The organism is Mesorhizobium sp. M0618 (assembly GCF_040320765.1).
Classification (GTDB): Bacteria; Pseudomonadota; Alphaproteobacteria; order Rhizobiales; family Rhizobiaceae; genus Mesorhizobium.
In genome coordinates, this window is sequence record NZ_JAMYQH010000019.1 from 50,675 (window position 1) to 72,298 (window position 21,624).

Consider the following 21,624-nt stretch of genomic DNA (forward strand, 5'->3'; position numbering starts at 1 on the left):
AACTGGTAGGCCTGCCGGATACAGGCGGCTTTCACTCGTTTGCCATTTTTTCGCTAAAGTCACATCTTCTACCAATCCAGAGTTATTTGCGTGTTGTTCAGCAACCCATGGTTCGCCACATCATGCGACGACTGGCCATTCGCCAGTAAGGAGGCTGTCGATACGTGAATACTCTTGCCCTCGACCCGACCGAGAATCGCCGTTCACGGCACCAGTCCCTTGCGCACAAGTATGAGAGTTGGGGGAGCGTGCGGGCGGACGTAGTCAAAAGAACCGGGCTTGAGCGCCAGGAGACAAGACTCCTCCAGCCAAACCATGTGTTCTTGATGAACCTGAAGGGCACGGCGTCCCGCGGAGAAGACATTGTGGATGGGCGCCGGATTGCCTTTTTGCCGCGCCGGGCCGGTTCGATCATCTTCATGCCGGCCGGCAGTGATTGGAATGGGTGGGACGAGGGAGACGCGACCGCTTCCTACCTCCTGGTCTCGATTGAAAAAGGGTTCGCCGACGATGTGTTTGCGGGAATGGCTCGCCATCGCCCGGCGGTGCTGCCGCCTTCGATCGGATTTCGGGACGGCACTGTAGAGTTGGCGTTGCAGAGAATTGCCTTAGAGCTCAAGCAGCCTGACCCCATTAGCGCAACGATGGTGGAATGCCAGGCCACGCAATTGCTCGGGCAAATGTTCAGGTTGAACGGCTTCCATCAGGACCCGGCAAAAGGCGGTTTGTCGTCGTTCGATCTCAAGCGCTCGGTGGGAATGATCGAGGCGTTGTCGGACGGCAGACCTACGCTCGCCGATCTGGCAAAAGAAATTGGGGTTAGCCGATTCCATTTCTGGAGGGCCTTCAAGCAGTCGACAGGCATGACGCCGCACGCATTCATTGCGAAGCGACGGTTGGAGCAGTCCGCGGACATGCTGCGATCGACCAATCTGTCGGCGACGGAAATCGCGATGGAATGTGGTTTCGGCAGCTCGAGCCATTTCACGACCGCCTTTAAGCGGGCTTTCGGCGCGGGTCCCACGGAATTTCGTCGTAAGTGCAGGCTCTAGGTCGCCGGTTGTCGGTTCTCAGCAAGTATCGGAAAACACCAACATCACAGTAAAGCAGGCTTGGCGGAAGAAGGTATCCATCGGCGATCAGCCGGATACGCCGCTCATGTCAACCCTGGTTCGAATTCATCATGGCAAAGGACGGCCCAACCGGGCCAAACCCTGCCTCGGATTCCTTGCCAGCACGCTATCGGCGGCTGTTGCCCGAAACGGCTACTACATCGCATCCGCCTGGATTCTCGTCGAGCGAGGGTACGGAACCGCCGGCGTGGCGACGTTCCTTGCGATCGCAAGTTTTGTCGAATTCATCGCGAGCCCTTTGGCCGGCGTGGCGGCGGATCGATTTGACAGGCGATGCTTGAACGTTGCGGCAGACCTCAGCCGCTTCCTCGTTATGCTGGCTACCGCTTGCGCGCTCCTCTACATGGACGTGTTTCTGATCATCTGCCTGTCAGCGGCCATCTTTTCGTTTTGCGACCGTGTCGCGCTTACGAGCTCTCAATCAATGATCCCCGTGATAGCTTACGGCCGCGATCTTGTAGCCACGAATTCCGCCGTCTTCTTCGTCATGCAGTTCGGCAACCTCGGCGCAGCTCTGCTTGCAGGGCCTTTGCTGCATGAGCGCTCCCCAGCCCTGCCATTCACCGTTCTTGCTGCCTTCTTCCTGTTTTCAGCGGGCTGCCTGACCATGATGCGGCTGGAACCGGTTTCGCGTGATGTCCGCATCGCCAAAATCTCGGCTGCCCAAATCGATCTGAGCCTGTGTCGTCTCGTTGCCGTCTACGCGCTTCTCTACACAAGCGCGGTGCTTGTCAGCGTCATGGGATCGAGCTTCGTCTTCCAGGAGCAGAAGGGTACTGCCGTGGATTTCGGCTACCTCGAGGCTGCATGGTCGGCGGGCTCACTGATCGGCGCGGTCTCTCTATTCCGGATTGAAAGAGCGATGAGTAGCCACGCGCGGCATCTCATGCTTTTGGGCTTATCGGCGCTGGTCCTCATGGCGCTGACATCTCTGCGCACGCCCTGGACAGCAATCCTTTTTGCAGCGCTCGGATTTCTATACAATCTTGGACGCGTCAGCGTTGAAGTCACATTGCAGTCGCGTGTGTCGGATTATCTGTTGGGCCGGGCAAAAGGCCTTATGCACAGTGTGGCCGTGGCGCTCGGATTAATCGTCTTCGGCGTTGCCGCCGCTGTAGGAGATCGAGCATTTCCTTCGACGATTTTCTTCGGCTTCGGAGTGGTGCTCCTCATCAGTGTTTCGTGTTTGAGCGTCGGTGTAATTCAGACACAAGAAAAAGGTGAATCGTGAGGTGGAAGAGCTAACAGCAGGCGTAGATGCGAAACAGGCAGTCCTGGGGTCGCTGACGGCACTCTACCCCTGGATGAGCCCATACCATTCCTGGCCGATCCGCGATTATGCGTTTCGCCTGTTCGAGGCGCCAGCTACCAGGTCCGTGCCAGAAATCCGCTTTCGCGCCTTCACCAAACTACTCGACATCATCAGGAAGGCAGCGACACGAAACGGGTTGTCTGCCGATACCGCCTCGGAAATCTGCAGGGATTTCGAAAGGCGCCGCGTGTTGCAGACAGGCCCTCATTTGTTTCTCCTCATGGAGCCGGAAGCCTATTACACGCATATCTTCAGCCTCCTTGGTCTCTCGGCGCATGGCTGTTCGACCTACGTTTCCTACGCCGTTTCGACTGTGAATCTCGTCGAAAAGCCACGCAAGGGACCAGGCTGGCTCACCGTTGACGGGAAGCCGGTCAACGTCTTCGGCCTGAGCCGAAGCCGGATGATCGGATACAGCCTGCTAGCCGGGCCAGGACCCTATAGGTTCGAGTTGTTGCCTACGGAGCCAAACACTGGGGGAGACGCGCTCACGCTGCTTCGTAGCCTTCTGCCGAAAACGCAATTCGACCGGCCGGCGCATGCCATCAAGGCAGCCAATCTCATCCTTTGGCCAAAAATGTTCGGAGACCACTTTGCCTTCCTGCAGATCGATGACGAGGATATCGCCGACCTGGTGGCCGACCATCTGTCGGACGAAAATTCCTGGCTACGCATGAGACTGCTGGACGACCCGAGGTTCGCCTCCAACATTCTTGCCGGCCTCGACGGGCTCGCGTACGGCCCCTGGAGTGGCTGGCTCGCGCGCGGGACTGATTTCTTCTGGCTCTATGAAAATGGCAAACGCCTTCCGCTGCGTCTGATCGCCGGAGAACTCATCGATCCTGCGACCGGTATGAAGGTGGCGTGCTTCACAGCCCCCGACATCCTCGAGCGGCTGGCAAACCGCAGCCTTATCCCGAATCTCCTGCTGATGTTTCTGGTGTTGTCGATCCTGCCAGGCGTGCGCGCGCTTGGAGGCAGCTATCAGCCGATCTACTACCCCCTGATGCGCTATGTCGTCTCCCGGGCGCTCGAGGCCGCAGGCTTGGATGAAGATCTTCGGCAGACTCTCGCAACCGACGACGTACCGGGTGCGTGGGGACATCGGGTAATTGAGTGTGATGATGATCCGCTCGAGCTATTCCTAAATGGCAGGAACGGCGCGATGAGTGATCTTATCGACCGTTTGGGCGACATTTCCTTCGCCAAGTCATGTGGAAGCATGAAAGGCTTCGTGACGGACCCGTCGTGGCTTGAACTTCATAGACGGCTGCGGCAGGGGTTAGTCACGCCGGCCGACGAGGAATGGGCCTTTTCCTGAAATGTTTCATGCGCTTCCAGCACTGGCATGTGTACGCCGGTTGCGAATGGCTCCTTCGCGCCAAATCGGTCATTGCGGACTGCTATGCAGGTTCCGAAAAGCAGACGTCACCGTCCATTCGAAATGTCCGATATTGTGAAGGGACTTTAGCACTGAAGCAGTCTCCCCGACGCCACGAGTGGCGGTGAGGTATAGCGGGTAGCATTTCCACGCCAATGCGGCTGGTTCGTCCATCACCGCCGCCCAACACGTCCTCAGCATCAAGGGGGCAGGACCGTCCTCGAAGAATCCGGGCTATTGTCGTGGGCCATTAGGATAGAAGGATCGACAGAGCTGGCGAATCTCAGCTTTTTGCGTACCAAGTTGTGGTTTACCTTCTAGGCATCCGTTACGCTTTGACTGTTGATTGATTGTAAGAATGCAAACAATAATCTGGAAAAACCAGAGGGATTGGGGGAAAAGCGCCGATGGGCAGGGGCATACTAGTTAAGTTTCCGACGCCGGAAGTGCAACTGAAACGCGCGGTCCGCCAGCATCTCAAGCGCCTTGGGTTCAAAAAGGGTAAGAACGGCTTGCTGTTGCCGCCAGGGCAAGACAAGCAGGCGGTGCGTCAGCTCCATGGCGAGCAACGCAGGGACAAACTCGAGGCGAACACAGTCTTCCTTGCCCGATGTGCAGAGGAACTCCTGCCGCATTTTGCGGACGGCGACGAGATTGAACCTGCCAACGTCAGGTTGGCGCTTCGGCGAGTGCGCAGCGATACCAAGGATGCCGACCTATTCCGACTGGCCACGCTAACCTGGTCCGTACCTGTATCGGCAGGGTTTGGCCGCCGCCTGCGCTACCTGGTGTGGGACGAGGGTCACGACCGACTGGCGGGGATTGTCGCTTTGGGCGACCCTGTTTTCAATCTGTCGGTACGCGACAAGTTGGTCGGCTGGAACTCGGCTGACCGTTCGCTGCGGCTGGTGCACCTGCTGGACGCTTATGTGCTGGGTGCGGTGCCGCCGTACTCGTTCCTGCTCGGCGGCAAGGCTGTGGCTGCACTGGTGCGAACCCAGGAAGTAGTGCGGGACTTCAAGGACACCTACGGTGAGTCCATCGGCATCATTTCGGGAGCCGCCAAGCACGCCAGCCTGCTGATGGTCACAACCAGCTCATCGATGGGCCGTTCGTCGGTCTATAATCGATTGGCCCTTGGCGGCACGCGGTACTTCCAGCCGGTGGGCTATACCATCGGATGGGGGCACTTCCATATTACAGACGCCCTGTTCGAGAAACTTCGGGCCTATCTCCGGGAGCTCAGCCACGACTATGCCGACCACCATGAGTATGGCAAGGGACCGAACTGGCGGCTGCGCACCATCAAGGCGGCGCTGACGCGGCTGGGCTTCAAAGACTCATTGCTAAAACACGGCATTCAGCGGCAAGTGTTCCTGTGCAGCCTGGCAGCTAACGCGGTCGACATCCTCGGCGGAAGCGGGGCCGATCCTGACTACAGCAACCTTTTGAGCGTCGCCGACGTATCGGCGCTGGCCGTAAGCCGCTGGATGGCCCCGCGCGGCATCCGCGAGCCGGCTTATCGCAATTGGCGCAAAGACCGCGTGCCGCTGTTGGTGAACGGCACCATTGCCGGTAGCCTTGCCGAGTTGAAGGAACAGTCTGCGCAACCCGCCAGTCGCACGGGCTGAGGGGATGTATTTCGCCATCGACGTTGCGAGCGGACAGCAGGTAGAGGCCCCACTGGCGCAGCGGTACCGCCGCTACTCCTGTCCTGTGTGCGATGCGCGGGTTAGCCCCCGGCAAGGCACCTACCGCGATGCGTACTTTGCCCACGTCTCGGGTGCCGCGCGGCCGGAGTGCTACCTTTATCATGCGTCCGAGGGATGGCAGGGGCCAGGGGCGGAGCCGGCCGTGCAGGCGCGGCCAGAGCCAGCTACACCTCAGTTGCCCCTTGCCCTTACTCTGCATGTGCAGCCGCCGGTGGGCAGGGTATCGGCCCGTTGGGGCCTTGAGGTGCAGATTCCGCGTGCGCCTACCCCGAGAGGTAGGTTGACCTTCGACGGTGGTGGCGACGGGTTCCGGGTCGAGGTAGCCTGTGCCCGGCTGCACGTTGGAGCCCAGGCCTACGCGGTTAACCCTGACTCCTCGACGTTTCGCGTGGCTTGGGTCAGCGGAGACGTGGACAACGCCTTTGGCATCGCCGTACAGGAGCGCATACCCGGTTTGGATTCCGTGCGGAGCACAGTCTTTTCGGCCGGCAGAGGCAGCCGACAGGCGTTGGCAAGCGGCCTGGACTCGGGCGCTACCTATTATTTCGTGCAGCGTGCCGAGCTTGTTACGAGTGTGCCGCCGCAACTCGCAGTCACCCGTCTGGCCGACCTGAAGCAGTGGAGCTGCCTGCTGGTCACGCTTCCGCAGGTGGCCGACGAAGGGCTGGCAGAGTGGATCAGGCGGGCTACCGGTTTGGCGGTGCAGCAGGCCAAACGTCGGTGGGGCGTCGTGTCACCGCCCATGCACTTCATCGACACATCGGCCCGCCTTGTCCTGGACACCAGGGGCGAACTCACCTTGGCGATCCATCCAGGCGATGGCCACGGTGAGGCAAGCCTCCTCGCACGCAGCGGTGATGACAGCGCGTCCGTACCCCTTGCACGGGGACAATGGCAATTCATACGAATCAGTGGCTTTCCGGCGGCCGAGCCGCCTGTTCTGGAGGCAGAGGGGTGGCTATTGCCAGAGGTACTGGTCAGACCTGTTGTGCGAGCTGCAAGGGGAGCTCTTCTGACCTTTGGTTCACGCTCAGTTTCGGCGAGCTCGGCCGATGCACGGCCCCTACTTGAGCAGGTGCGGGCCGGCTCGCTCGACCTTTCTGGCCTCAATGTTCCCCGCGGACTTGTTCCAAGCCTTCGGTCACGGTCGGCGGGGGCTGTCGATTGGGCCCAGCACGTCTTCGCGACCACCGCCGCAGATCTCCATTCGGCAGCCGAGACAGTGACGACGGAAGCCCTCGCTGAACTCCAAGACGCCCTGCGTGACACCAAACGCGACGTGGTATTGGACTTGGGTCCGTTCGGCGCGTGGTGGTTCGATATGCGGGTGGCCACGGCTGGGCCGACCCGGCACCTGCCACCAGCCACGCGTGCGCATGCCCGTTGGCTTCTCGCCGCCGCTGGGCAGGCGGGCATTGCTTCAAGGTCGCAATCCGACGAGGCACTTTCGACCGCATTGCGCGCCATGATTGCGCCGCGTTGGCTTGAGGCTCACCACCGTCTTGCCTTGACCCGTATTCGCGGAAACAGGGACGCAACATGACCCAGCCGTCGCCCACACCGCAGGCTGTCAAGCGGCTACGCGCGCTTGGTGATCGCGAACTGCTGGCCTTCATCAACGAAATAACCAGCAAGACCAGCCGGGAACTGATGAGTGTGCTGCCTAGTGTTGACGGCTTTCGCAAGGATAGTGCCGCTAGCCTTCCGAAGCGCAAGCAGGCGCTTCTCCATCACTTTCTCAAGAAGGGCGGCGCTCCCAAGGCCAAGGAGCGTGCAGACAACGCCTACTACTATCTGTGGCGGGCGTGGGCGGCACAGCACCTGAAGGATGTCGAGGGTCTCGCCGCGTTGCTCGACGCGATCGAGAATGCAACAGCAAAAGACCATCCGCAGGTGGTCGCGGACCAGCCGCAAGCGGAGATAGAAACGCTGTTCCGCAGTCTGCATGGACAGTCCTTTCTCAACAATTGTGCTGCAGAGACAATCACTCGGCTTCTCCAATTTAGCCCCTTCGAAACCACCGATACGCTTGAGCGGCTGGCAAGCAGCGCCAAACCGCTGATGGCGGTAGAGAGAGACCGGGAGTTGTCCATTCTTCCGAAGCGTATGCAAGGCTATGAGGAACTGTTGAAAAGCCTGCAGGGCGACGTTGAGGGGTTGGCAGGCGAGGTAGCGCGATTGGCGGAGACCGTGACCGGTCTCGCGGCCCGGCCAGCCCCGGTGGTCGAAGAGGGCGCCTCTACGCGCGCACTAGAAACCGTGATTGCCGAACTGGCGGCTGTGCGGAAGGAGTTCGAAACCCATGGTCAGGCCGTTGCGTGCGTCAGCGACGCGGCAGACGGGCGCCTGAAGGCCGTTGAACGTAGCGTGACCGATCTCGAGGCGCTCTGGAGCGACACCGAGGACCAGGCAGGAAAGCACACCGCGGAACTGCAAGAACAGCTTGCCGACATCGCCGAGAGGGTTGGGCAACTGGGGCAGAACGCCAGCCCGGCTCCGGTGCAGACCGAGGCACCATCCGTGGCCTCCACCCCATCGCTACGGGTTGTGCCCCTGGAGCAACGACCGGATCCGATCAAGGCCCTGGCGACGGGTACAGAGGCTGCGGCCCTGCTGACATCGAACTACGCTGCGCTTGGCCTCAAGTCTCCGGGCGCCGCAGTCTTTGCCGAGGAAGTGCTCGCCGCTGTGGTCACTGGCAGGGTGCTGTTTCTCAAGGGATCATTCTCGACAGAGCTGGCCCGTGCGACGGCAATGGCGCTCGCCGGAAAGCATCTGGTGCGGGCGCGAGTGCCGGTCGGTTTTGTCGATGCAGCGACGCTCGACACCGATGTGGTGGCGGCATTTGGCAACCGGGATGGCATGATCGGGGCGGTGGTGCTCGAGCGGGTCAACAATGCGCCGTTCGAGCTGCTGGCCGATGCGATCGCGGATCTGGTCCGGGACGCAAGCGTCGTGGTTGTGGCAACACTGGCAGACGGAGTTTCGACGTTTCCAGAGCAGCCGCTCTATCTCCAACTGGGACCGGTGTTCGACGCGGATGTGCTGGACTGGAGCATTTTCCCCAAGGCAAACGCCGTTGTCTCGGCAGGGGCACTGGCGTCGCTCGATCCCAAGGCCTTATCGATGCAACTCTCCAAAGGCAAAGCCCAAACGGAAGAATTGCTGAGGCTTTTGCGGAAGGATCGTTCGTTGCGCAACCCGCGCATCGAGCGGACTGCAACAGCCTTCATGTCCACGCTTGAGAGTTTCCGTACTTCAAATGCGCCTACCTCGCTCCAATCCACCTCCTATGGCTGGTTGTGGCCGTTTTGGCGCATGACGGGCTTGGCACCGGAGGACATCGAGGACGAACTCGATGGCGGGCGGATCGATAGCGAGGACCATGTAGACACACGGCTCCAACTCCTGCTCGACCTAGCTGGTATCAGGAGGGAGTAGCACCGAGATGGCCCTGTCACTGCGTGTCCTTTCCGCCTCCGAGGCGCTGGCGAGCGTGACGGTCGGCTTGTCGGTCCAAGGCCCCCCGGATGCGGTTCGGCGCGCGTTGATTGCTGCGCATCTGCACGCTGCGTGCGATGCAGACGGAGCGCGGGATGGTCACGGCGTGTTCACAGGGCGCCTAACCGACATGATCGAAAAAAATCTTGGAGGCTTGCTCGCGCCTGCCGAGGCGCGTCCGCTGGCTAACAAGGTGCTGGAGGCGCTCGAGGAAACGGGCGATCTTTGGCGGTCACCTGGAGGCTACTGGAAGTCAACGCCTCCGCGCTCAGTTGCACTATCGGATAGCGTGTCCTTCTTGCTTGGCGCTCTCCCGCCAGGCGGCTTTGTCGCGGCAGGGGTCATGCGCTATGCGAATGCCGGCGTCACGCAGATGGTCGTGCAGAGCTTTGATGATTGGCTCGGTCGCACCGAACCCATCGGCATCTGGATGGGCAAGGCGCTTAAGATCTATCGCCCACGTCTCCAGCAGGCGACAATGCCAGCCGACCACCTCGAAGTATACGCTCCGGACCAAGCTGTGCAGCAGTCGCGATCACGCTGGATAAATGCCCGTGAGGTTGAACTCACCGGTGTCTCTTTGCGGCTGTGCCGCGCGCAGGCAAAGCCAACGTCACTCTACAACCGACCGTACTATCTCGGAGAGTTCGAGCCTACAGCCAATGGGCTACTACTGCGGCGTGCAGCAACGGTCGACCATGGACACGCGCGTCGGTTCCGCTTTGCCTACGACGACGCGCTTCGCGCTACACGCACATTAAATGTGAGGCGGGACAATGATCTGGTGCAGGTTACGCTGGCCAAGGATCTGCCCATGGAGGAGGCCCGCGTTCTCGCGATTGGCTGGGAATATGACGACACAACTCCCCGGTCAGTCCGTTCCATGGCCTTCCCGGTTCGCGCCATGCCGTTCGTGACACACGCGCTTGGGCGGCTTGGGATAAAACTGAGAGGGGGAGCGCTGTGAGCAACGGGGTTGAGCAGAGCGAGCACGGCGTACACGCCACGGTTGGGCGGCTGGGCTCAAGCCTGCGCGGCTACATTGAGGCGCAGTACCACGTGCGCAACCAGGCACTCATCCAAGAGCGGCGGCTGCTACTGCAGGAGGACGGCGCGGTCGCGCAGGCTCCATTTGTTGAGTCTACTCCGGTCTATGAACTAGGGGCTCCCTATGACCAACTTGATCTGCCCCCAGCGGTGGCAAGGGTGTTGGCGGAGCTTTCAGCGGCAAAAGTCGGCTTGTTTCCCCGGCCCTACGTCCATCAGGCACAAGCCCTTGAGAGGTATTTTGCGGGCTCCGATCTGATCGTTGCCACGGGTACCGGCTCGGGAAAGACCGAGAGCTTCCTGATGCCGATCATCGGCCAACTGACCCAAGAGGCACGCGACCGGCCAGCCACGGCGGCGCTACCGGGCTGCCGTGCCTTGCTGCTCTATCCGATGAACGCTCTGGTCAATGATCAACTGGGCCGCATTCGCCGCCTGTTCGGCGACGAGGTTGCATCGGCCATTGTTTCGGCGGGTCGCGCCCGGCCGGTGCGCTTTGGCAGTTATACCGGCCGATCGCCCTATCCAGGACTCCGCTCGGCCAAGCGCGACGGCGAGCGTATCGAGCCGCTGTTCGAGAGCTTTTACCTGCCCTTGATGGCAACACCCGAGACAGTGTCAGGCCTTACCAAGATTGGGCAATGGCCTTCAAAGGACCTGACCGCGTTCTATGGCAAGCAACACGAGGAACTGAAGCCCAATCCAAAAGGCGGTGCACCACGGCGCTATCGTCATTGGGACCGCCGCCTCATCACCCAGCCTGGCGACCGCGAGATGATGACTCGCGATGAAACCCAGCGGGCATGCCCGGATATCCTTATCACCAACTACTCTATGCTTGAATACATGCTGATGCGGCCAATCGAGCGGTCCATCTTCCAGCAGACGAAGGAGTGGCTGCACGCCGACAGCGCCAATGAGCTGATTCTGGTGCTCGACGAGGCGCACATGTATCGGGGCGCTGGTGGTGCGGAGGTTGCTCTGCTGATCAGACGCCTGCTCGCACGTCTTGACGTGCCGCGTGAACGCGTGCGGTTCATTCTGACCAGCGCCAGCTTGGGGCAGGGTACAGCCGCCGAGGCAGCGATCGACGAGTTCGCGCGCAATCTCACTGGATTACCGCGCCAATCCCGGCGTGGGTTCGCGGTTATCACGGGTACGCGTGAACAGCGCCACGGCAGCGGCCCGCCTAGCGACCGCGTGACCGATGTGCTCGCGGTTTTTGATTTGGCAGCTTTCGAACAATACGCCACCCATCCAGAGACTGCGCGAGACGCGGTGGCCGCATTGGCTGCTGGGATGGGCTGGTCAGAACCGACGTCAGCCGAAGACCTGCCCGACTACGTGTTTGCCAACCTTACTGGCTTTCCTGTGCTCGAAAGGCTCATCGAGCTTGTATCCGGCAAGGCTCTGGCGCTGGACGCCCTGCAGGAGCAACTGTTTGAGCGCCATCCCGATGGTACTCGCGCTCTAGCGGCCTTGCTTGCGCTGGCCCCCTTTGCGCGCCGCAAAGCGGACGACCGCGTACTGTTGCCTACCCGCCTGCACATGTTCTTTCGCGGCCTGCCGGGGCTATTCGCCTGCGTCGATCCGAACTGTGCCCATGCACGCCATCAGGGACCTGGCCGGATTCTCGGCAGGCTCCATACCCACCACCGCCGGCAGTGCCAGTGCGGCGGGCGGGTCTTCGAACTCCTTACGCACCGTGAGTGCGGTACCGCCTACTTGCGGGGTTACGCCGATGGACCGCAACCTGATTTCCTTTGGAGCACACCGTCCGGGCCGTTCCGTGAAGGCCGCCAGCCGCCGCTGGTTGAAGTGGAAGTGCTGATGGAACCGCCCAACCCGAGCTTTCTCGACTGCGTTTCCGCCTGGCTCGACATCCGGAGCGGCCGTCTTAATTACAGCGCCGAGCGGCCGGCAGAAGGCTTTACCCGCGTCTATCTGCCCACCCAGAACCAAGACTGGGTCAAGAACGGCGTAAGGTTTGGCAATTGCTGTGTCTGCGGCGAACCAACTCTGCGCAGTGAGACATCCACGATCATGGACCACGCCACCAAGGGCGAAGCGCCGTTCGCCAACTTAGTGAAGACGCAATTGGACAGCCAACCGGCTTCGCGGACCGAAACCCGAGAGTACCCCAACGGTGGTCGCAAGGTCCTTCTCTTTTCGGACGGCCGGCAGAAGGCGGCCCGGTTGGCTCGCGATATTCCGCGGGAGGTAGAGCAAGACATTTTCCGGCAAGTGTTGTCGCTGGCCACACGGGCGCTGCTCCAGGCGGGTCGCGAACCGCGGCCTGACCGTAGTCTTTACATCGCGGTGCTCAAGGTTCTGAGCGACAGCAATTTGCCAATCTTTGACCGGGAGGACGCGCAAACAATCGAGGACCAGGTGAGGCGCCTCCAAAAGGACCATGCAGACCAACCTATCGAGGAATTGCTGGCCGATTTCGACCCCGGACCGCCGCCCAGCCGCTACAGGATGGCTCTCCTCAGGCAACTGTGCGGCCGATATTACTCGCTGGCCGGCACGACTGTCGGTTGCCTCTTTCCGGCCCGGCGCGCGCTGGCCAAGCTTGTTAGTGTGGCCGCCCCTTTGATGCCGGCGCTTCCCGCCGCAGACATGGCCGGCCTGGCCGCCGCGTGGCTGATGCATGTGGCGGACGGCTACGCCTTTGACCATACCATCGAAGGCAACGTCCGTGGGTCGGCGGCAGGCCGCTGGAGGAACGCGTGGGGCAGCAACGGCAATTTTCCGAAGGCAATCCGGCCCGCGCTGGCCGCCGCCCTGCAGATCGACCTGACTACCCTCGGTTTGGTCGAGAAGGAACTCGCGAACGAACTGGGGCTGGCTGACTCCACCGGCGCGATCTTCATCGATCCCGCCAAGGTCATCGTTCACATCGACCTGGACATGACTTGGCATCACTGCGACGACTGTACCGCGCTATTGCCGATGACCGTTCATGGTCATTGCGCGGCTTGTGGTTCAGGATCCTTGGAGTCGGTCACGCCTTCCCAGAGCGAGTATATCAGGGCGCGCAAGGGCTTTTGGCGTGCCCCGGTGGAACGTGTGCTGACCGGCGGTGCGCAACTACGCAGCATTTCGGTCGAGGAACATACCGCCCAGTTGTCAAACCGCGACAATGCACGGGTGCACGCGACCACTGAACAATTTGAACTGCGTTTCAAGGATGTCCGTATCGCGAAGTCCGACAAGCCTATTGACGTGCTGAGCTGCACCACGACCATGGAAGTGGGTGTCGATATCGGCTCCCTTGTTGCGGTAGGCCTGCGGAACGTGCCGCCGCAGCGGGAGAACTACCAGCAGCGAGCCGGCCGGGCGGGACGCCGCGGCTCGTCGCTTTCAACTGTGCTGACCTACGCGCAGAATGGCCCTCACGACGGCTACTACTACAACAACCCAGAACAGATCGTCGCGGGCGATCCCCGCAACCCCGACGTTAAGGTCGACAACCCAAAGATCGCGCGGCGCCACATCGTCGCCTACCTCTTCCAAACGTTTTTCCACAACCACATGGACCATCACGATGTGTCTGTCGGGGCGGGATCGTCTGCGCTGTTCCGGGCACTTGGCAAGGCTACGGACTTTTTCCTCGGTGAGCCCATGTCGGGGCTCGATATTGCAAGCTTCGACATGTGGGTGCGAAAGGAGCTTCTTACGCCAACCGGCCATCTGCGCCCTCTCATTCGCAACTGGCTGCCGGACAACCTCCGCGTCGCCCCCCGGACGATCGACGCCTGGATCGGCGATGAGGCCGAAGCCTTGCTGGCGACTCTCGCCCGTTTCCGGGCTGAACTGGTAGCAGCAACCGCCGCAGGCGAAGGTGAGGTTGCCGCAGGCGGCGAGGAGGAGGAGGATCGGCGTTCCGAGCGCGAGGCCATCGCTGATCAAGAGCTGCTGGAGTTCCTATTCGCCAAGGGTTTGCTGCCCAGCTATGCTTTCCCCACGGACCTATCGAGTTTCCTTGTGGAGCGCCTGGTTCAGCGCAACAACGAGTGGAAGATGGAGGTCGTCGAACGGCCGCAGCAGTCCATTGGCAAGGCACTGAGCGAATATGCGCCCGGCCGTCTGATTGTCATCAACAAGGAAACCTATCGCTCCGGCGGGGTGGTCGCGAACACATTGCCCGACGTCGAGAATCGCGCAGAGGCGATCTTTGAGGAACGCCACACGTTGGTGCACTGCGAGAACTGCAGCTTTGTCGCGGATTTGAATGACGTGACACAGGGCGGCGCGCGTTGCCCGGTGTGCGAAAGCGACCTGAAACACACGCACATGGTGGCGCCGCAAGTCTTCCTGCCGGAGGAAGGCAGGGCGCTCAAGGACGATGATCGCGATCAGGACATTACCTACGCGACGGCCGCGCAGTTTCCCGTCCCAGTGGGCAAGGATGATCTGCCCAGCCTGCGACCCGTCGGCCGCAACCTCATGTACGTGGTCACCACCGACCGCCAGTTGGTGACCGTCAACAAGGGACAGGAGACGTCGGACGGTCGCAGCGGATTCTGGATCTGCAACCAGTGCGGACGCGCCTCGGTCGACGAGCAGCCACAGGTGTCCCACAGCCGACCCTACAAGATTGAGTTCTCGTACCGGAAGCCGAGGCCGGGGCATCAGTGTCCTGGTACCTATGAAAACGTGTTCCTAGGCCACGTCTTCTCCACCGATTTGCTGTTGTTGCGTATCAACCTAAGGCAGCCGCTTGTCACCGAGACGGGCGACCCCTTGCAATTGAGGATACTCGAAGACTCCCTGTACTCGGTTGCCGAAGGGTTGCGCCTGGCAGCCAGCCGGCATCCACAAATCGACCTCGATCCTTCTGAGTTCGGTGCCGGGTTCCGTGTCGTCCCGAACCCGGAAGACGACACGCTGCTGCTCGACGTCTACCTATACGATACTTTGTCCGGTGGGGCCGGCTACGCCGATCTCGCGGCGCGGAACATCGAGGAAATCCTCCAGCAGACCCTCAAGCTATTGGAGGAATGCCCCGCCCACTGCGAGCAGTCATGCGAGAGTTGCCTGCGGCACTATCATAACCAGTACCTCAAGGAACGTCTTGACCGAAACCTCGGAGCCGAGCTGCTCCGCTATGCGCTCGATGGCACGCTGCCCAAGGAGAAGTCACCCGCCGCGCAGGCCAATTTGCTGCGAAATCTCCAACGGCTGCTCGAACTGGAGGGTTTTGCGTGTACGGGGCCTGTCGAAATACAAGGAGTCACTGTCCCACTTGGCGTTGCAAGCTCCAACCAGCAAGTCGCTGTTGGGCTTCGCCCTGCTTTGCTTACGCCGGAATGGCAAGGGCACTCATTCAGTAATCTACCCCCAACAACGGCCTCAGTCGTGCTGAACGAATTCGTCCTGGGCCGTAATCTGCCAGATGAACATCAGATGGTGCGCAACACAGTCCTCTATGAGAAATAGAAGTGATCGCTGAGCTCGCGGGCGGCTGGAAGTTGGTCGGAGGAAGGCGATTGCCGTCTCTGCAGCCCTTCGAGCCCGCGGAACTCGGGACGTGCACGTGGCCGAACGTCCTGGCAGGGCATCGGGCCGATGGTGCACGCCGTTTGACTACGGCATCTCGACGGATCTGGGTTCCCTGAGGGAGCCAGCGCCATTTTCGTCTAAGGCCCCAACACCAAGACTTTCGATCAGGGCTTTCGAAAGGAGGGAAAAATTGCGGATATGCCAGCAAGAGCGCCCAGCGCGATCATCAGGACCGCGGCTCCGGAGCTAAGCTTCCCGGCGGCATTTGCGGCAATCATTCCTGGGCCGGCAGTCGCGATACCGATCGCAACAGCACGAATAGAAGCTAGGACAAGCGAGCCACCGAAGATCATCTGGAGAGAGATGTCTTGGCGTACACGATCTTCTCCGTCGCCCTCTGCCGAAAGGAATAATCTGATACCGCTAACGCGCCTCATCACCTCCGGTTCGGCTGCAAAAACGTAGCGCTTCAAGTCATAACGTGAATCGATGACGCTGCGTTTGGCGGATGCAAACTGGATCGAATCGTCATTTGCCTCGGCGACCAAGGCAAGTTCCTTTGGCGTCGACCGGGCACCATCTGCGTCGATGGGGTGCTCGAACAACCTAAGGCAGTACACCTCGCATTCGTAGCGCTTGCCAGTCGAAACTCGAAACGCGCCCTGCTCGACAGCACTCGACCGAGGCCAAGTTCCAAACCAGCTTCGGCCCGAGATCTTGCTGATCTGACGTACAGCGAAGAACGCGCTTTGCTCGGCCGCGAACGATTTATGACGGCTCAACTGCTTTGCAGTCTCCTCAAAGGCTTCGAATGTCAAACGCTGGTGCGGTCGCAACTCAAAGTCGAGGGAGAAGCAATAGATCTCACTCGGCCCTTGGGCTGCGCTAGGCAAGCGCTCGCGACAGGCAGGACTGATTGCTGCGCGCAATTCACCAGTTGTCGCTTCACTGACATAAGCATCGGCAGCAAGAGTAAAAATGTAAGACGTTCCGACGCTCTCAGCCCGAATAACGCGAGCAATGCGAATGGGTATGAGTTCATAGGGGATTGGATCACTGCTGCCGGCTACAAAACACACCAAGGCGTACTCGTCGGCGAGTTGCTCGCGGGGGACTCTGCTACGAACATCGCCAGCAAGCCACTTACCGTCGTAGCGGAACTGCATCTGGCCGCCACGTGGAAGCGCCAGCATGCGGATAATATCATCAGCATAGCGGGCTCGGGCCGACGAAGACAGGAACACGATCATAGAGCCCGCCTTTTGGCCTGACTAACGCACGAAATTGGGCTGGCCCGGCTTCGTTTCCCAAATAAGGTGGATCCAACCCTTAGGAATGTAGTGGGATAAGCCGTTACTGTCGAAGATGCGATGGCCGCCGCTGTCGCTGACGTTGAGCCTCTGCGGACTATCGATCCGGACCTTTGCACCCGATTCAAAATGGTATTCCCGCCACGCTTCGCTGGAGATATCGCTGAAAACGAGATCGCTTTCGTTCTTGAATTCCGACGCTGTCGCAGAGGCCATGATGAGGTTCCCTGTCTCTATTCCAAATTTCATACAGTGATTTGGCTTCACGCGCAGCTTCATTCTCAGGCGCGCCTGAAGCTGTGCTTTCGGCGCCGCTAACGCCGTTTGACCAAGCGCACGCCAGCACCACCGCCGTTCTCCGGAATAAATTCTATACCGGCAGCTTCGAGTGCATCACGAATGGCACCGAGGTTGTTGCGATGTGGGACGCGCAAGCCTCGTTCGAAATCCACAACCGTAGCGCGCGAAACACTTGCAGCTTCCGCCAGTTCGGCTTGGCTCCAGCCGAGCATCGCTCTGGCGCCTCTGCATTGCTCCACCGAAATTTGGCTCATTAGCTAAAATCAGTCTTTTTGTTTGACTATGGGTCGAATGTCAGCTTAAATGTCCAACGTTAGACAATTTGCGACCTAGTTGATGGGCGGATAGTGCAGCATGCGCCCACCCTAGCCACGACCAAGTTTAAGCGAGCTCGAATCCATGGGTGATTCGACAATACCATGACTTTGTCTCTCGTCACCCGCAGGAGGGCACTTGTGGCAATTGCAATTGCGAGAACCTGGCTTTCAGCCAACGGGGCATTCAAGCATGAGGATCTAAGAGCCGTACACCCTCACCCTTTTGACCAGCGGACAGAAATTCGACACCTGCTTTTGTGAGAGCCGCCTCAATGGCCTGCAAAGTGCTGATACGGGAATCTACCTTGCCGTTTTCCAACCGGGTCAGCGCATTCAGCGACACAATTGCCTTGTCAGCAAGCTCCTGCTGCGACCAACCAAGCAAAGCCCGTGCGGCTCGAATCTGTCGTGGACTGACCATGAGTCCACAATCGGCAGGCAGATTTTCTTCGCCACCTATAGGGTCATTTTGCACCCTATAAGGTATATTAAATGGCGAATCGACCTGCAGATGACATCGGCGCGAAGGGCCCTGAGCGTACGCGAGAGACTCTCCATCCGGCTGACTAGTGGAGGTTCGAAAGGCCTTGTTGAAACCGCAACGCACCGTCCTCCTTCGGACGGGGCCGAAGCCAAAGATCGACAGTGACCCTCATCCCGCCGATCAGCATGTCGGCAGGCAGATTGCAATGGTTCGCGTCCAATCGGACGTCTCGCAAGCCCAGCTTGCCCGATCCATAGGCATCAGTTTCCAGCAACTTCAGAAATACGAGAACGCGAGGAACCGCGTGAGCGCGTCGATGCTCTACGAGATCGCCAACTCGCTCGACGTTCCTGTCGGCCGCTTCTTCGAAGGCCTGCCGGGAAACGATGAGACCCGCGTCGAGGCGCGGCCCCTGCCGGTCGATGAGCGCCTGGATTTCATCGCCAGCGCAGAGGGGCGGCGTCTGATCGAGGGGCTAGTGAATCTTCCGCCGCGTGTGCGCGGTCGCGTCTCGTCCCTGATCGCAGCGTTAGGAGAAGAACTGACCCTCCTAGACACAAAGGCGGATAGCGAGACGGCCGGCGAATCCCCGCCGGCCGAATGCAAGACCGTCTGACGGCCGGTGGGGCCGTCAGCGTCAGCCGAATTTTCGTGCAGCGGGCAGGGCGATGCGGCCGCAAGTCGAGGACACTTCGATTTCGACGCCGAACGCCCGCGATCGGGTGGCAAATCCCTCGAGGATGTCTCGCGCCGCACTTCCTGTCGCGCCGACGGGAACCACTCCGCCTGTTGCTGATCGAAGAGACGGAGGGTCCGCGACGATCACGACGGGCAGGAGGTCTATTTTTGCGAGGTGTCCGCCCGCATCATAGCGGCACGCGGCGACGATGCTTTGCCAGACTTCCGGAGGATCCCATTCGTTTTCGTCTGGGTGGACGTGGAAGAGGAAGTTTCCGAGGCCATAGAAGATCGGCGAGCCGTTGTAGATCTCCACGGCCTGCAGCACCGGCGCGCCGTGGCTGACGAACAGGCTCGCGCCGGCGTCGATGCACATCCTGGCAAAGGCTTGCACCCAGCGCGGCACATCCTGCCAACCTGGTTCCCAATGATGGTGGTGCAGATAGGCAATGACGAAATCACCTTGAGCCGCGGCGTGCCGGATGGCGGCCAGATGGACACTCGCACTCCGCTGATCGACTTCGATGAGGCGGCCAAAATCGGCGGCCTGCGCGAATACGGTGCCGTAGAAATTGATCTCCTTGCCGGCCATCACCTCTACCGGGTCCTCCGGTTGCGCATAGTTCGCCAGTTCAAAGGGGGAGCTTTGCAAATGAGTGCCCAGCCTTGCCAATCTGCGGAAATGGCCGTCCGGCACCCCCATCTTGCGAACGGTGTTCAGATGATTGACGCCGGGCCGAGCCGGCCGGAAGGCGGTGCGGTCCTCGGCATACATGTTGGTCGGGCCGGGGCCTGCATCCATCGCAAGAAGCGCGACCTCGCGCGCGCCCAGCCGGTGGCGGCCCGGTTTCCTCGCTTCCGTCTCGTCGGCCCCGATGCCGGCATGGAGGAAACCCCGCGCTTCCACCTCCTCCAGCGTCGAAAGGATGCCGCCAGCTCCGAGATCGAAGGCGTGGTTGTTCGCGAGCGCAAGCGCGTTGAAACCGATGGCCTGCAGTGCGTCGAGCACTTCAGCACTGGAATATCCAAAGTATTTGCCCTTGGTCGGCCACCCGCCGTGCTTGCCCAGGATCGTCGACTCGAAGTTGGTGAAGACGACGTCGCCTTGGCGCAGGAAGTCCGTAACCGCGATGAAGCGTTCGTCTTTGACGTCACGGATGTCGTGCTTGATCAGGGATTGGCCGGTAACGACCGCGCAGAACTGGTCTTTCATGGAGCTCGCCTTGAAGGAGGGGAGGGCGCCGGCGTTCACGCTGGTGCCACGTCAATGTCGAAGTCGGTTGCCGCCTATTGCGAGATGGCCGGCGAGATATCGCTCTTGAACCATTTCAGGCTCAGCGCCTTGATCGTCCCATCCTTGGTAGCCGCGTCGATGGCCGCGTTGAACTTGGCGAGCAACTCGGTATCATCCATGCGCATGCCGGCGCCGACGCCCGGCCCCCAGAGCCCGCCCTTCAGTTCCGGCCCGAAAAACACCACGTCCGAGCCGGAAGGCGTCTCCAGAAAATCCCGCCAGGTGAAATAGTCGGCGAGGCCGCCGTCGATGCGACCCGCGGCAAGATCGAGCTTCAGATTGTCCAGGCTGTCATAACTGCGAATGGTCACGACATCGCCCAGGATTTCCATCACGACGGCTTCCGAATTCGACGAGCGCAGGGCCCCGATCGCCTTGCCGGCGAGTGTCGATCTGAGGCGTTCAATGGTTGCCTTTTCCTTGTCGCCGATGGTCGAAAGGTTGACCTTTTCCTTGGTGTCGCCGGCGTCGAGACCCAGGTCCTTGCGCACGACGAACTGGTTGAAGCCGGTGGCATAAGGGATCGAGAACGCGATCGACTGCTTGCGTTTTTCCGTGATCGCCATCCCGGACATGATGACGTCGAACTTGCCGACAAGCAGCGCCGGGATGATCCCGTCCCAATCCTGCGGAACGAAGGTACATTTGATCTCGATGCGACGGCACAGCTCCTGCCCAACATCGATATCGTAGCCGTAGAGTTGACCGTTCGCGTCGGTGCTGTCCCAGGGCGGCGAGGCACCTTCAGTGGCAATCGATATGACGCGCCCGCTTTCGGCGCCGGCGGGGAATGCCGACATCAGGGAGGCGATAGAAACAGCAATAGCCAGGGGTATGCGCATGATGCACCTCTTCGTTGGTTTGGATGGAAAGGAGAGCCCAGAACCTGCGCGTCAGGGCAGGGGCGTCGTGATCTCTGGGTCAGGTAGGGCGGAGCGCACTCGCGCCTTTCGTCGACGCACCGGATGGCCGTCGGTCGAAAGCCATCGCTCCAGCAACTGGATCGCTTTCACCGCGATCGAGGTGAGCGATAGGTAGATCGCTCCGGCGACGATGAAGATCTCGTACGGCGCGAACGTGGTCGACACCATCTGTCTCGCCATGCCGGTGATCTCGAGCAGCGTCACGGTGCTCGCGAGCGAAGAGCCCTTGATCATCCCGACGATCTCGTTGCCGTAGGCCGGGAGCGATATCCTGAAAGCGATCGGGAAGGTGACCAGGCGAGCGATCTGGAAGCGTTTCAAGCCGAGAGACGTGGCCGCCTCGGTGACACCCTTAGGCACGGACAGGAGACCGCGGCACAGGATCTCGGTGGTGTGTGCCGCGCTGTTCAGCGAAAATGTCAGAAGGGCGCACCAGAAGGGGTCGCGCAGGATCACCCAGAAGATGCTGGCCCGCACCGCCTCGATCTGAGCGAGGCCGTAATAGAGCAGGAAGAGCTGAACGAGCATCGGCGTCCCGCGGATCACATAGGTGTATGCGAGTACCGCGAGCGAGAGGCCAGGACGTCCAAACGCGCGCATGAAGGCCAGCGGCACGGACAGAAGAAATCCGGCCGTCAGCGACAAGACCGTCAGGGTCAATGTGAGACCAACGCCCGAAGGCAGGACCAATATTGCGTCAAACATCAAGCCGAGGTTCATGGGT

Annotated in this window: 16 protein-coding genes; 9 read left to right on the plus strand and 7 right to left on the minus strand. The window is 60.5% G+C overall.

Features of this window, described 5'->3' with window-relative positions; all coding sequences use genetic code 11:
• The first annotated feature begins 164 nt into the window (after positions 1–164).
• The 8 genes from NKJ04_RS20350 (at position 165) to NKJ04_RS20385 (ending at position 15,531) form a co-directional block, all read left to right on the plus strand.
• Positions 165–1,052, plus strand: coding sequence for an AraC family transcriptional regulator (locus NKJ04_RS20350; RefSeq protein WP_352677212.1), 888 nt, complete (start codon positions 165–167; stop codon positions 1,050–1,052).
• 106 nt (positions 1,053–1,158) lie between these two features.
• Entirely contained in the window at positions 1,159–2,364 is a 1,206-nt protein-coding gene (locus tag NKJ04_RS20355) for an MFS transporter (RefSeq protein WP_352677213.1), read from the plus strand.
• Complete coding sequence (locus NKJ04_RS20360) at positions 2,354–3,766, plus strand: hypothetical protein (protein ID WP_352677214.1); 1,413 nt, start codon at positions 2,354–2,356, stop codon at positions 3,764–3,766. The genes NKJ04_RS20355 and NKJ04_RS20360 overlap by 11 nt, the downstream gene beginning before the upstream one ends.
• Positions 3,767–4,233: 467 nt before the next feature.
• Positions 4,234–5,457 carry a Druantia anti-phage system protein DruA gene (locus NKJ04_RS20365; protein WP_352677215.1) on the plus strand — a complete coding sequence of 408 codons (1,224 nt, stop codon included), beginning with the start codon at positions 4,234–4,236 and terminating at the stop codon, positions 5,455–5,457.
• A 361-nt stretch (positions 5,458–5,818) separates the two neighbouring features.
• Positions 5,819–7,081, plus strand: coding sequence for a hypothetical protein (locus NKJ04_RS20370; RefSeq protein ID WP_352677216.1), 1,263 nt, complete (start codon positions 5,819–5,821; stop codon positions 7,079–7,081).
• Positions 7,078–8,979 (plus strand): hypothetical protein, encoded by a 1,902-nt coding sequence (locus NKJ04_RS20375; RefSeq protein WP_352677217.1) that lies wholly within the window; start codon positions 7,078–7,080, stop codon positions 8,977–8,979. Before NKJ04_RS20370 ends, NKJ04_RS20375 begins: the two co-directional genes overlap by 4 nt.
• Before the next feature lie 7 nt (positions 8,980–8,986).
• Positions 8,987–10,006 carry a Druantia-type antiviral defence protein DruD gene (druD, locus tag NKJ04_RS20380; RefSeq protein ID WP_352677218.1) on the plus strand — a complete coding sequence of 340 codons (1,020 nt, stop codon included), beginning with the start codon at positions 8,987–8,989 and terminating at the stop codon, positions 10,004–10,006.
• The gene (locus tag NKJ04_RS20385) at positions 10,003–15,531 is read left to right on the plus strand and encodes a DEAD/DEAH box helicase (RefSeq protein ID WP_352677219.1); all 5,529 of its coding nucleotides are present in this window, start codon (positions 10,003–10,005) and stop codon (positions 15,529–15,531) included. The genes druD and NKJ04_RS20385 overlap by 4 nt, the downstream gene beginning before the upstream one ends.
• A gap of 227 nt (positions 15,532–15,758) precedes the next feature.
• On the opposite strand, the gene NKJ04_RS20390 is transcribed toward NKJ04_RS20385, so the two are convergent.
• The 4 genes from NKJ04_RS20390 to NKJ04_RS20405 all read right to left on the minus strand — a co-directional run bounded on the left by NKJ04_RS20390 (position 15,759) and on the right by NKJ04_RS20405 (position 17,942).
• Positions 15,759–16,844: a hypothetical protein gene (locus NKJ04_RS20390; RefSeq protein ID WP_352677220.1), complete on the minus strand. Its 1,086-nt coding sequence runs from the start codon at positions 16,842–16,844 to the stop codon at positions 15,759–15,761.
• A 21-nt stretch (positions 16,845–16,865) separates the two neighbouring features.
• Positions 16,866–17,183, minus strand: a complete 318-nt coding sequence (locus NKJ04_RS20395) for a hypothetical protein (protein WP_352677221.1) — start codon at positions 17,181–17,183, stop codon at positions 16,866–16,868.
• Between the two features lie 35 nt (positions 17,184–17,218).
• Positions 17,219–17,458, minus strand: coding sequence for a helix-turn-helix transcriptional regulator (locus NKJ04_RS20400; RefSeq protein ID WP_352677222.1), 240 nt, complete (start codon positions 17,456–17,458; stop codon positions 17,219–17,221).
• A gap of 247 nt (positions 17,459–17,705) precedes the next feature.
• A complete protein-coding gene (locus NKJ04_RS20405) occupies positions 17,706–17,942 on the minus strand; it encodes a helix-turn-helix domain-containing protein (RefSeq protein ID WP_352504313.1) in 237 nt (78 codons plus the stop codon).
• Positions 17,943–18,108: 166 nt separating this feature from the next.
• Between NKJ04_RS20405 and NKJ04_RS20410 the strand changes: the two genes are divergently transcribed.
• Complete coding sequence (locus NKJ04_RS20410; RefSeq protein ID WP_352677223.1) at positions 18,109–18,621, plus strand: helix-turn-helix domain-containing protein; 513 nt, start codon at positions 18,109–18,111, stop codon at positions 18,619–18,621.
• Between the two features lie 21 nt (positions 18,622–18,642).
• On the opposite strand, the gene NKJ04_RS20415 is transcribed toward NKJ04_RS20410, so the two are convergent.
• The 3 genes from NKJ04_RS20415 to NKJ04_RS20425 all read right to left on the minus strand — a co-directional run bounded on the left by NKJ04_RS20415 (position 18,643) and on the right by NKJ04_RS20425 (position 21,620).
• Entirely contained in the window at positions 18,643–19,896 is a 1,254-nt protein-coding gene (locus NKJ04_RS20415) for a CapA family protein (protein WP_352677224.1), read from the minus strand.
• Between the two features lie 74 nt (positions 19,897–19,970).
• Positions 19,971–20,819, minus strand: coding sequence for a transporter substrate-binding domain-containing protein (locus NKJ04_RS20420; protein ID WP_352677225.1), 849 nt, complete (start codon positions 20,817–20,819; stop codon positions 19,971–19,973).
• A gap of 51 nt (positions 20,820–20,870) precedes the next feature.
• The gene (locus NKJ04_RS20425) at positions 20,871–21,620 is read right to left on the minus strand and encodes an ABC transporter permease (RefSeq protein ID WP_352677226.1); all 750 of its coding nucleotides are present in this window, start codon (positions 21,618–21,620) and stop codon (positions 20,871–20,873) included.
• Positions 21,621–21,624 lie beyond the last annotated feature (4 nt).